The 11,183-nt window shown below is 72.7% G+C and carries 10 protein-coding genes and 1 pseudogene; 5 read left to right on the top strand and 6 right to left on the bottom strand.

The genetic code is table 11. The features are described 5' to 3' along the window. Positions 1-124 precede the first annotated feature (124 nt). Positions 125-706 (bottom strand): annotated as a pseudogene (locus tag KBX37_RS31510) (transposase); the annotation flags it as partial. 76 nt (positions 707-782) lie between these two features. Then, positions 783-1,592 carry an MBL fold metallo-hydrolase gene (locus KBX37_RS31505; protein WP_210779491.1) on the bottom strand — a complete coding sequence of 270 codons (810 nt, stop codon included), beginning with the start codon at positions 1,590-1,592 and terminating at the stop codon, positions 783-785. Between the two features lie 135 nt (positions 1,593-1,727). Here KBX37_RS31505 and KBX37_RS31500 point away from each other — a divergent pair, with 135 nt between their 5' ends. Next, the gene (locus KBX37_RS31500) at positions 1,728-2,945 is read left to right on the top strand and encodes an NADP-dependent isocitrate dehydrogenase (RefSeq protein WP_210779490.1); all 1,218 of its coding nucleotides are present in this window, start codon (positions 1,728-1,730) and stop codon (positions 2,943-2,945) included. Between the two features lie 387 nt (positions 2,946-3,332). Here the strand turns inward: KBX37_RS31500 and galT are convergent, their stop codons facing one another. The 4 genes from galT to KBX37_RS31480 all read right to left on the bottom strand — a co-directional run bounded on the left by galT (position 3,333) and on the right by KBX37_RS31480 (position 7,527). Beyond that, positions 3,333-4,409 carry a galactose-1-phosphate uridylyltransferase gene (galT, locus tag KBX37_RS31495; protein ID WP_210779489.1) on the bottom strand — a complete coding sequence of 359 codons (1,077 nt, stop codon included), beginning with the start codon at positions 4,407-4,409 and terminating at the stop codon, positions 3,333-3,335. Further along, positions 4,406-5,212, bottom strand: coding sequence for a DeoR/GlpR family DNA-binding transcription regulator (locus KBX37_RS31490; RefSeq protein ID WP_210779488.1), 807 nt, complete (start codon positions 5,210-5,212; stop codon positions 4,406-4,408). The genes galT and KBX37_RS31490 overlap by 4 nt, the downstream gene beginning before the upstream one ends. A 109-nt stretch (positions 5,213-5,321) precedes the next feature. Beyond that, positions 5,322-6,851, bottom strand: coding sequence for an adenylyl-sulfate kinase (gene cysC / locus KBX37_RS31485; RefSeq protein WP_210779487.1), 1,530 nt, complete (start codon positions 6,849-6,851; stop codon positions 5,322-5,324). A gap of 97 nt (positions 6,852-6,948) precedes the next feature. After that, a complete protein-coding gene (locus KBX37_RS31480; RefSeq protein ID WP_210779486.1) occupies positions 6,949-7,527 on the bottom strand; it encodes a DM13 domain-containing protein in 579 nt (192 codons plus the stop codon). A gap of 178 nt (positions 7,528-7,705) precedes the next feature. Here KBX37_RS31480 and KBX37_RS31475 point away from each other — a divergent pair, with 178 nt between their 5' ends. From KBX37_RS31475 to KBX37_RS31460, 4 genes are read left to right on the top strand one after another with little or no spacing between them, the layout of a single operon-like run. Beyond that, positions 7,706-8,620, top strand: a complete 915-nt coding sequence (locus KBX37_RS31475) for an ABC transporter ATP-binding protein (RefSeq protein ID WP_210779485.1) — start codon at positions 7,706-7,708, stop codon at positions 8,618-8,620. After that, complete coding sequence (locus tag KBX37_RS31470) at positions 8,613-9,494, top strand: ABC transporter permease (protein WP_210779484.1); 882 nt, start codon at positions 8,613-8,615, stop codon at positions 9,492-9,494. The genes KBX37_RS31475 and KBX37_RS31470 overlap by 8 nt, the downstream gene beginning before the upstream one ends. After that, the gene (locus tag KBX37_RS31465) at positions 9,491-10,450 is read left to right on the top strand and encodes an ABC transporter ATP-binding protein (protein ID WP_210779483.1); all 960 of its coding nucleotides are present in this window, start codon (positions 9,491-9,493) and stop codon (positions 10,448-10,450) included. The genes KBX37_RS31470 and KBX37_RS31465 overlap by 4 nt, the downstream gene beginning before the upstream one ends. Next, positions 10,450-11,160 (top strand): ABC transporter permease subunit, encoded by a 711-nt coding sequence (locus KBX37_RS31460; protein WP_210779482.1) that lies wholly within the window; start codon positions 10,450-10,452, stop codon positions 11,158-11,160. Before KBX37_RS31465 ends, KBX37_RS31460 begins: the two co-directional genes overlap by 1 nt. Positions 11,161-11,183 lie beyond the last annotated feature (23 nt).

The raw sequence follows: 11,183 nt of genomic DNA, 5'->3' as shown, positions 1-11,183 counted from the left end.
TCGAAGGCAACATCAACCGCCTCAAGATGATCAAACGGCAGATGTTCGGCCGCGCCGGCCTCGACCTACTCCGCAAACGCGTCCTGCTCACACACTGACCCCTTCACACAACGAGCGACAGAGCCCGGACCTTGACCACGATGGCGTCGATGAACACCGCCGCGTATATCTCATCCAGCGGCCGGTGCGACCAGTCGGTCATCTCCTCGATCACCTTGTCCGTGATCCGCGAGACGGTCTCCTTCGACACCGACGCCCCGTAGATCTCGGAGAAGTGCGCCGAGATCTCCCCGGTCGTCAAGCCCTTGGCATACAAGGACAACACGACCTCGTCGACCCCGGACAGGCGCCGCTGCCGCTTGCGCACGATCTGTGGTTCGAACGTGCCGGCCCGGTCCCGGGGCACGTCGATCTGCACCGGCCCCGATGCGTCGGTCAGCACCGTCTTTGGCCTGGAGCCGTTACGAATATTGCTCGAGCCGACACCCGCCGCCTCGTGCTTTTCGTAGCCGAGGTGCTCGGTCATCTCCTCATTCAGCGCGGTCTCCAGGACCGTCTTGGTCAGCTGCTTGAGCAGCCCGTCCGGGCCGGTCAGCGACAGGCCCTGTTCCTTCGCGGCCCGCACCAGCTCGGCGGCGGCCTTCGCCTCCGGCGAGGGCTCGGGCCGCTTCTTGCGTCCGGTCTGGTCGTTCAGTGTCGCGGTCATCACGGCACCCTCCTCACCAGGCACAACGCCTGGCGGGTCAGGCCGGAAACACCGTTAGATCCACAGACCCTTGGGGTTAGAGGGGGGTGAAGGGGGTGCCGAGGTGGGGGGTGGCCAGGTGGGTGGGGACGGGGGCGGTGGCGAGGGTGTGGAGGAGGGTGGTGCGGGAGGTGCGGGCGGTTGCCGGGTCCTCCTCGTGGGCGTAGGCCAGGTCGGGGTCGACGAGCTGCACGGCGTGCACCAGGAGGTCGCCGGTGAGCAGGAGGCGCTCGTCGCCGGAGTCGATGAGCACCGACTGGTGGCCGGGGGTGTGCCCGGGCGTGCTCAGCAGGCGTACCCCCGGGGTGAGCGGGGTGTCGCCGTCGACCACCCGGAGCTGGCCGGCGGCGCGCAACGGCGCGACCAGGCCGGCCGGCAGCCCGGGGTTGATCGTCTCCATCGCGTCCAGTTCGGCCCGCTGCACGAGGTAGTCGGCGCGCGGGAAGTACGGGCGGCCGGGCGTGCCGGTGACCGCCCAGCCGATGTGGTCGCTGTGCAGGTGGGTGAGGACGACGGTGCGCACGTCGGCGGGGTCGATGCCGGCGGCGGCCAGTTCGGCGGGGAGCCGCCCCGGCACGGGCGCCCAACTCGCGGCGGGCGAGCCGGCCGGTCCGATGCCGGCGTCGACCAGCGTGACCGGCCCGTCGCCGGCGCGCACCGCGAAGCTGCGGAACGGTAGCCACCAGCGGCCGTCCGCGGTGACCGAGGTGGGGTCGCGCCGGTCCGCCTCGCGCCAGTGCGCCGCGGTGGCGTCGGGGAACGCTTCGGTGCGGGGCTGGAAGAACGGCCCCTCGCCGTCGGTGAGCGCGGTGACCGTGATAGACCCGAGGGTACGGCTCAGTGGCATCGGGCGATGGTGCCAGTGAACTCCCGTGCCGGGCATCCGGTTATCCGGCCGACCGAGGCCGGCTGGGGGGTGCCGGCCCGTTTCCAGTACGCTCGTACTGCTTGAGCACGTGTCCCCCGAGAGGAGCGCCGGTCGATGGCGAAGATCAAGGTAAACAACCCGGTCGTGGAGCTCGACGGCGACGAGATGACCCGGATCATCTGGAAGCAGATCCGTGAGCAGCTGATCCTGCCCTACCTCGACGTCGACCTGCACTACTACGATCTCTCGATCCAGCACCGCGACGAGACGAACGACCAGGTCACCGTCGACGCCGCCAACGCCATCAAGGAGCACGGCGTCGGCGTCAAGTGCGCGACCATCACCCCGGACGAGGCCCGGGTGGAGGAGTTCGGCCTGAAGAAGATGTGGCGGTCGCCGAACGGCACCATCCGCAACATCCTCGGCGGCGTCGTCTTCCGCGAGCCGATCATCATGTCCAACGTGCCGCGGCTCGTCCCCGGCTGGACCAAGCCGATCATCATCGGCCGGCACGCCCACGGTGACCAGTACAAGGCCACCGACTTCGTCGTTCCCGGCCCGGGCACGGTGACCATCACCTACACCCCGGCCGACGGCGGCGCCCCGGTGGAGATGGAGGTCGCCAACTTCCCCGGCGGCGGCATCGCCATGGGCATGTACAACTTCGACGAGTCGATCCGGGACTTCGCCCGGGCCTCGTTCCGGTACGGCCTGGACCGCAACTACCCGGTCTACCTGTCCACCAAGAACACCATCCTCAAGGCGTACGACGGCCGGTTCAAGGACATCTTCGCCGAGGTGTTCGAGAACGAGTTCAAGGCCGAGTTCGACGCCGCCGGCATCACCTACGAGCACCGGCTGATCGACGACATGGTCGCCGCCGCGCTCAAGTGGGAGGGCGGCTACGTCTGGGCCTGCAAGAACTACGACGGTGACGTGCAGTCCGACACCGTCGCGCAGGGCTTCGGCTCGCTCGGCCTGATGACCTCGGTCCTGCTCTCCCCGGACGGCCGCACCGTCGAGGCCGAGGCCGCGCACGGCACGGTCACCCGGCACTACCGGCAGTGGCAGAAGGGCGAGAAGACCTCGACCAACCCGATCGCGTCGATCTACGCCTGGACCCGGGGCCTGGCCCACCGGGGCAAGCTGGACGGCACCCCGGCGGTCACCGAGTTCGCCAACACCCTCGAGCAGGTCATCGTGGACACCGTCGAGGGCGGCCAGATGACCAAGGACCTCTCGCTGCTCATCTCGCGGGACGCCCCGTGGCTGACCACCGACGAGTTCATGAACGCGCTCGACGAGAACCTGGCGCGCAAGCTCTCCGCCTGATCCTCGTACGCGTCACCGACCGGGCCCGCCGGCCTCCGCCGGCGGGCTCCGTCGTACCCGGGGCCCGACTGCCGCGTTTGCGGCGGGTCGCGGTGTTGGAGCGGGCGAGCGGATCGCGCGACACGCCGCAAACGGTGGCGATCAATCCGTGGCCGCCGCCCCAGGCGTCACCGGGGTGGGCGTGGGTCGTTGAACTGGGTGGACGTGATGCCAGTCTCGTCCAGGAAGGTTGACCGCGGTCGCCTCGCGGCACGAGTGCCGATCAGCCAACCTTCCCGGCTGTCGCGCACAGCCAGCCGTCCCTTCCCTGCGGGGGGCCCTGTCCCGGGCCCCCCGCGCCCTGTTCCCCGGGCGCTGCCGCACTCGCCGCCCGGACGCCGGTCGGGGTCAGGCGGCGCGGAGCAGCTCCGCGGCCCGCTCGGGCGCGATGTCGTTGATGAAGACGCCCATGCCGGACTCCGAGCCGGCCAGGTACTTCAGCTTGTCCTTGGCCCGCCGGATGGTGAACAGCTGAAGGTGCAGGTGACCCAGCTCCCGGTCGATCCGCACCGGCGCCTGGTGCCAGGCCGCGATGTACGGCATCGGCAGGTCGAAGAGCCCGTCGAAGCGGCGCAGCACGTCCAGGTAGAGCGGGCCGAACGCGTCCCGCTCGGCGTCGGTCAACGCCGGGATGTCGGGCACCGGCCGGTGCGGCGCCACGTGCACCTCGAACGGCCAGCGGGCCGCCGCCGGGACGTACGCCGTCCAGTGCTCGTTGCTGGTGACCACCCGGTCGCCGGCGGCCCGCTCGGCGGCGAGCACGTCGGCGTAGAGGTTGCTCCCGCCGGTGCGCTCGGCGTGCCGGCGGGCGGCGGCCAGCAGCGACCGGGTCCGCGGCGTGACGAAGGGGTACGCGTAGATCTGCCCGTGCGGGTGGTGCAGGGTGACACCGATCTCCACGCCCCGGTTCTCGAAGCAGAACACCTGCTCGACGCCGGGCAGCTCGGCGAGCGCCACGGTCCGGTCGGCGAGCGCGTCCAGCACGGTGCGCACCCGGCGCGGCGGCAGGCCGGCGAACGAGGCGTTGTGGTCGTCGGTGAAGCAGACCACTTCGCAGTGGCCGAGGCCCGGGCGTACCGGGGTGAACGGGGTGATCTCGGCCGGCTCGTCGGCCACCCGCTGGCTCAGCGAGGGGAACCGGTTCTCGAACACGGCCACGTCGTAGTCGGGGGCCGGGATCTCGCTGAGCCGGTCGCCACGGGTGGGGCAGAGCGGGCACTGGTCGGCCGGGGGGAGGAAGGTGCGGGTCTGCCGGTGCACGGCCACCGCCACCCACTCGTCGGTCAGCGGGTCGTACCGCAGCTGGGAGGCGGGCGGGGGAGGGGGCAGCTCGCGCCGGTCGAGCTGGTCGCGGACCGCGTCGTCCCGTTCGTCGAAGTAGATCAGCTCGCGGCCGTCCGCCAGTTCGATCGCCGTACGCTTCACCGCGCCGTCCCCTCCGTCGTCGCCCGGCCCGTGCCCGCCACGACCACCAGCTCTCCCACCTTCTCGTCCAGTACCCGGCGCGCCTCGGGAGCCAGTCGGTCGTCGGTGACCAGCACGTCGGCCGCGCCGAGGCCGACGATCGAGGAGATGCCCACGGTGCCCCACTTGGTGTGGTCGGCCAGCACCACCAACCGGTCGGCGGCGGCCACCAGGGCCCGGTCGGTCTCCGCCTCCATCAGGTTGGGCGTGGTGAAGCCGGCCCGCTCGGTGATCCCGTGTACGCCGAGGAAGAGCAGGTCCAGGTGCAGCGAGCGGATCGCCTCCACGGCAAGTGGGCCGACCAGCGCGTCGGACGGGGTGCGCACCCCGCCGGTGAGCACGACGGTCTGGTCGGTGCGGCCCTGCGCGTGCAGGATCTCGGCCACCGGCAGCGAGTTGGTCACCACGGTCAGCCCGGGCACGTCGACCAGGCGACGGGCCAGCTCGGCGGTGGTGGTGCCGGCCGACAGCGCGACCGCCGCGCCGGGGCGGACCAGTTCGGCGGCCCGGCCGGCGATGGCGGCCTTCTCCGCGAGCTGCCGCACCGACTTGGCGTGGAAGCCCGGCTCGTCGGTGGAGCTGGGGCCGGGGACGGTGGCGCCGCCGTGCACCTTGGCCAGCAGGCCCTGCTCGTGCAGCGTCTCCAGGTCACGCCGGATGGTCATGTCGGAGACGCCGAACTCCGCCGCCAGCTCGGTGACGCGGACGCCGCCGGTGGCGCGGACCCGGTCGAGGATGGCCGCCTGCCGCTGCCGCGCCAGCATTCGTCCGTACCTCCGGCTTCCGCGCACTCTCACACGCGCTCAAACGTGTTCCAACAAAGCTGAACACTAGCGCGCAGGGGGCAGCGACGGAAGGTGACCCTGGCGGGAATCAGGCGGACTGGAGGCGGGGCTCCACCCAGCCGGTCTCGGTGAGGTGGTTCATCACCGACAGGACCGCCTCGTCGACGGTCAGGTCGGTGGTGTCGACCACGATCTCGGCGTCGGTCGGCTCCTCGTACGGGTCGTCGACGCCGGTCATCCCGGTGAGCAGGCCGGCCCGGGCCCGGGCGTACAGGCCCTTGCGGTCACGCCGCTCGCAGACCTCCAGCGGGGTGGCCACGTGGACCAGCACGAAACCGGCCCCCGCCGCCAGCGCCATCTCCCGGGCGGTCGCCCGCGCCTGGGCGTACGGGGCGATCGGGCAGCAGATGCCCACCCCCCGGTGGCGGGCGACCTCGGCGGCCACCCAGCCGATCCGGCGGACGTTGGCGTCCCGGTCCGCCCGGCTGAAACCGAGCCCCGCCGACAGTTCCCGGCGCACCACGTCGCCGTCGAGCAGGGTCACCGTGCGGTCGCCCTGCTCCCGCAGCACATCCGCCAGCCCGCGGGCGATGGTCGACTTGCCGGAGCCGGACAGGCCGGTCAGGAAGACCACCAGGCCCCGGTGCCGCCGCGGCGGGCGGGCCCGGCTCAGCTCCTTGGCCACCGCCGGCGGGGTGTGCCACTCGGGCAGCGGGAAGCCCCGGTCCAGCAGGTCGTCGATCTCCTCCTGGCGCAGCGCCAGCCGCCGGTTGCGCGGCGGGATGTCCTCCCGCCAGCGCCACTGCCCGTCCCGGTTGTCGTACGCCAGCTCGCGGGGGACCAGCACCCGCAGGCCGGCGCCGGAGAGCATCTCGCCGGTGGAGAGCAGGTGGGTCACCCCGTACGAGGCGGAGATCCGGGCCCGCAGCAGGGCGTCGCCGATCTCGTCGCGGCCGCGCGGCATCGGCACCGCGACCAGGGTCGCCGGGGGCATCCGGTCGCGGGCGGCGAAGACGCTGCGTACCAGGGCCTCCGGCGGCACGCCGCCGGAGCCGCCCTCACCCACCGGGATCATCACCAGCAGGTGGGCGCCCAGGGTGCGGGCGGCGTGCGCGATCTGCGCCAGCTGCGGCCGGTGCAGGGGCCGGTCGGCGATCACGCCGAGCACCCGGCCCGGAGGCAGCAGCGCCCGAACCTCCTCCGGGTTGCGGCGCAGCCGCTGGAACGGGCCGTGCCCGCCGTCGCCGAGCCGGCGGACCGGGCCGCCCACCCCGGCCACGCCCTCGCGGGCCGCCCAGACGTCGGCGACCTCCAGCGCGGCGACCGGTGCGCCCTCGCCGTCGCTGAGCACCAGCGTGCGGCGTCCCGGGTCGGCCGGGTTCAGCCCGGCGGCCAGCGTCGCCGGCACCTGGAGGGTCACCGGCACCGGGCACGGCGTGCCGTCGGCGAGCCGGCCGCGACGCTGCAGCGAGGCCAGGTCGGCGCGGGTCATGAAGCCGACCAGCGGCGCGTACGCCCCGGTCAGCAACAGCTCCAGATCGGCCAGCTCACCCGGGCGCGGCGTGTACGCCGGCGCGTCCCGAAGCACCTCGTCGGGCAGCACCCACCCGTTGCTCATCCGTACCCCTCACTCGCTGACCGGCACACAGTTTCGCAGCCGACCGGCGATCGGTCGAGAGCGCCACTCCACTGCGGTCCGGGCGGTTGGGAACGGCTCAGCCGGTCGGGGTGAGCGGGGCGGCCCCGAACGAGACCGCGAACCGCTTGCACCAGATGGACACGCTGGTCAGCCGGGCCAGGTCGGTGCCCGGCGGGATGTCGTACGCCTGGTCGCCACGGTTGCCCTTGAGCCGGCCCAGCTCGACCCACCGGCCGTCGTCGAAGACGCCCCAGCCAGCGCGGCCGGCGCGTACCGGCTGATCGGAGAGCCAGACCCGCAGGTCGGGGCCGTTGGAGGTGGCCAGGCCCACCAGTTCCAGCCGGTGCCGCCCGTCGGCGGCCCGGACGACCCGGGCGGTGCCCGAGGTGTCGTGCTCGTGGGTGACGAACTCTCCCCGGCTGAGCAGCGTCGGCCCCGCCGGGGTCGGCGTCGGCGCGGTCGGTCCCGCGCCCCCCGTGGGCGTGGGGCCGACTGACGGCGTGGCGGTCACGTCCACGTCGGACAGCCGCTCGGCGACCCGGGTGTCGGTGACCGCCTTCCAGGGCTGGAACCACCACAGCCCGACGGCCGCCCCGGCGGCGAGCACGACGACGACGGCCCAGGTCAGCGGAGTACGCAGCAGGCGAGTGACCACGTCGTCCAGTCTGCCGGGCCCGGGCCGCCCCGGTCATCCCGTCGCCGGGTTACGAAACCCTTACCGGCCGATCGCGCCCGGGGCGCGAAATCTGGCGTGTCCCCCGGACGGGTTCTCAGGGACGACCCCGGGCGATTCCTGATACCCCCACGGGCGTCGGCTTCCTACGCTGACGGGCGTGACACTCATAGCGACCGAGTCGCTGACCAAGACGTACGGGGGTCGGATCACCGCGTTGGCCGACCTGACCGTCGCGGTGGAGCCCGGGATCATCGGCCTGGTGGGCGCGAACGGCGCCGGCAAGTCGACCCTCATCAAGATCCTGCTGGGCCTGCTCGCCCCGACCAGCGGCCGGGTCTCCGTCCTCGGCCTCGACCCGACCACCGACCCGGCGGCCGTACGGGCCCGGGTGGGTTACATGCCCGAGCACGACGCGCTGCCGCCCGACCTCACCGCCGCCGAGCTGGTCACCCACCTCGGCCGGATCAGCGGCCTGCCCCGGACGACGGCCCGCGAGCGGGCGTCCGAGGCGCTGCGGCACGTCGGCCTCTACGAGGAGCGCTACCGGCCGGTCGGCGGCTACTCGACCGGCATGAAGCAGCGGGTCAAGCTGGCCCAGGCCCTGGTGCACGACCCGGACCTGCTGCTGCTCGACGAGCCGACCAACGGCCTCGACCCGGCCGGCCGGGACGACATGCTCGCGCTGGTGCACCGGATCGGCACCGAGTTCGGCATCTCGGTGCTCGTCTGCTCGCACCTGCTCGGCGAGGTGGAGCGGATCTGCGACACGCTGGTCGCCATCGACGGCGGGCGGCTGCTGCGGGCCGGCCCGATCGCCGCCATGACCTCCGCCACCGACGTGCTCGCCGTCGAGGTCAGCGAGGGTACGGAGGAACTGGCCACCCGGCTCGCCGCGCTCGACCTGCCGGTCAGCCGGGACGGGCGGATGCTCCTCGTCCCGCTCGCCGACGAGGCCACCTACGACCTGATCCTCGGCGCGGTCGCCGAGCTGGACCTGCCGCTGCACCGGCTCGACCAGCGGCGGCACCGGGTGGCCGAACTCTTCGCCACGAGGGAGCCCAGCCATGTCTGAGCCGACCGGCGTCATCCACGACATCGGCTACCAGCGCTACACCGGCCCCCGCCTCGGCCGTCGGCACGTCTTCGGCGCGCTCTACCTGCACGGGGTGCGGACGGCCTTCGGTCTGGGCCGCAGCGCCAAGGCCAAGATCTTCCCCTGGCTGGTGGTCGGCATCGTCACCCTGGTGGCCGCCGGCGCCACCGCGGTCCGCAGTCAGATCGGCGAGGTGGTGATGACGTACGCCCAGTTCGCCGACTCGATGAGCTGGCTGGTCATCTTCTTCGCCGCGGTGGCCGCCCCGGAGCTGGTCTCCCGCGACCTGCGCAGCGGCGTGCTGCCGCTGTACTTCTCCCGGCCGCTGCCGCGCGGCGACTACGCCCTGGCGAAGCTGCTGGCCCTGGTCAGCGCGCTCTGGCTGCTGCTCGGCGCGCCGCAGCTGGTGATGTTCCTCGGCGCGGCGTTCACCACCGGCGACGGGATGCGCGGCGTCTGGAACGAGCTGCTCGACCTGCTGCCGGCGCTGCTCTACGCGGGCCTCTGGGCGGTCGTCTTCGCCTCGGTCGGCCTGCTGGTCGCCTCGCTCACCGGCAAGCGGGCGTTCGCGGCCGGCGGGATCGTGGCGGTCTTCCTGATGACCACCCCGATCGTCGGCACCCTGTCCATCCTGCCCTCCCGCACCGTCAACGAGCTGGCCGGACTGGGCTCACCGTCGACCATCGTGCAGGGGGTGGGCATCTGGTCGCTGGGGGACCTGCTGGTCTCCGAGGACCAGGGTGGACCGGACATCGGCGGCTTCGGCCCGGTCTACGCCCTCGCCGCCGTGCTGCTGGTCGCCGGCTGCGTCGCCCTGCTGCTGCTGCGATACCGGAAGGTGGCCGCCCGATGACCACGATCAGCGCCGATCCCACGGCGAGCACCCCGACGACCGCCACCAGCACCCTCGACCTGGCCGGGGTGTCCCGCTGGTACGGCAACGTGGTGGCGGTCAACGACATCACCATGCGGCTGGGCCCCGGGGTCACCGGCCTGCTCGGGCCGAACGGCGCCGGCAAGACGACCCTGCTGCACATGATGGCCGGCTTCCTCGCCCCGTCCCGGGGCGCGGTGACCCTGGACGGCGAGCCGACCTGGCGCCACCCGGAGGTCTACCGCCGGCTCGGGCTGGTCAGCGAGCGGGAGGCGGTGCACACCTTCCTCACCGCGTACGAGTTCGTGCTGGCCAGCGCGAAGCTGCACCGGCTGCCCGACCCGGCGGCGGCAGCCCGACGGGCGATCGCCCTGGTCGAGCTGGAGGGGGCCCAGGACCGGCGGATCGGGACGTACTCCAAGGGCATGCGGCAGCGCGCCCGGGTCGCCGCGGCGCTGGTGCACGACCCGCAGGTGCTGCTGCTCGACGAGCCGTTCAACGGCATGGACCCGCGCCAGCGGCTGCACATGATGGGGCTGCTGCACTCCCTCGGCGACGCGGGCCGGACCATCCTGTTCAGCTCGCACATCCTGGAGGAGGTCGAGCAGGTCTCCGGCACCGTGCAGGTGATGGTGGCCGGCCGGCTCGCCGCCTCCGGGGACTTCCGGACCATCCGCCGGCTGATGACCAACCGGCCGCACGTGTTCACCGTCCGCTCCACCGACGACCGGGCGTTGGCGGTCGCGCTGATGGCCGAGCCCTCGGTCACCGGCGTCGAGCTGGACCGCACCGGCCTGACCGTCAAGGCCGGCGACTACGGCGCCTTCACCCGGGCGCTGCCGAAGATCGCGCTGGCCCACGGCGTCCGGGTCCGGCAGTTGCTGCCCGAGGACGAGTCCCTGGAGAGCGTCTTCTCCTACCTGGTGGAGGCCTGATGTCGACCGTTTCCTGGATCACCGCGCGCGGGCTGTTCGGCCGGCGTCGGTTCCTGATCCTGCTGCCGTTGCCGCTCCTGCTGCTCGGGCTGGCGATGCTCTGCCGGTCGCTCGGGGTGGAGCCGGGTGACTGGGGGCCGCCGGTGCTGGTCGGCCTCGGCCTGGCCGTGGTGCTGCCGGTGGTCGCCCTGATCGTGGGCACCGGCGTGCTGGGCGCCGAGATCGACGACGGCACCGTGGTGCACATCCTCACCAAGCCGCTGCCGCGCTGGCAGATCGTGCTGCCGAAGCTCGCGGTGGCCGTCGTGGTCAGCGCGACCACCGTCGCCGTGCCGCTCTTCGTCGCGGGCGTGCTCGCCGATTCGGTACGCCTCGGGCTGGCCCTCGCCGCCGCCTCGGCGCTCGGCGCGCTGGCGTACTCGGCGCTGTTCCTGGCGTTGAGCCTGATCACCCGGCGGCCGGTCCTGCTCGGGCTGGTCTACGTGCTGATCTGGGAGGGGCTGCTGGGCAACTTCGTCGGTGGCACGAAGGTGCTCTCGGTCCAGCAGTGGGTGGTCGCGATGGCCGACCGGATGGCCCCCACCGACCTGCTGTCGGCCACCGTCTCCGTCCCAGTCGCGGCGGTGCTGACCGGCGTCGTCGCGGTCGGCTTCACCGTCCTGGCGATCGACCGCCTCCGCTCCTTCTCCATGGCCGGCGAAACCAGCTGACCCCACCCCACCCCACCCCACCC

It is taken from the genome of Micromonospora sp. U56, from assembly GCF_018070095.1.
In the GTDB taxonomy this organism is placed as follows: Bacteria; Actinomycetota; Actinomycetes; order Mycobacteriales; family Micromonosporaceae; genus Micromonospora; species Micromonospora purpureochromogenes.
The sequence above is the reverse complement of the archived record's forward strand: the minus strand, read 5'-3'. Positions and strand labels throughout refer to the sequence as shown.

Excerpts from the sequence above, each read along its gene's own strand:
- KBX37_RS31460 (WP_210779482.1), top strand. The coding sequence starts at position 10,450 with ATGTCGACCGTTTCCTGGATCACCGCGCGCGGGCTGTTCGGCCGGCGT.
- KBX37_RS31490 (WP_210779488.1), bottom strand. The coding sequence starts at position 5,212 with ATGCTGGCGCGGCAGCGGCAGGCGGCCATCCTCGACCGGGTCCGCGCC.
- KBX37_RS31500 (WP_210779490.1), top strand. The coding sequence starts at position 1,728 with ATGGCGAAGATCAAGGTAAACAACCCGGTCGTGGAGCTCGACGGCGAC.
- KBX37_RS31465 (WP_210779483.1), top strand. The coding sequence starts at position 9,491 with ATGACCACGATCAGCGCCGATCCCACGGCGAGCACCCCGACGACCGCC.
- KBX37_RS31505 (WP_210779491.1), bottom strand. The coding sequence starts at position 1,592 with ATGCCACTGAGCCGTACCCTCGGGTCTATCACGGTCACCGCGCTCACC.
- KBX37_RS31470 (WP_210779484.1), top strand. The coding sequence starts at position 8,613 with ATGTCTGAGCCGACCGGCGTCATCCACGACATCGGCTACCAGCGCTAC.
- cysC (WP_210779487.1), bottom strand. The coding sequence starts at position 6,851 with ATGAGCAACGGGTGGGTGCTGCCCGACGAGGTGCTTCGGGACGCGCCG.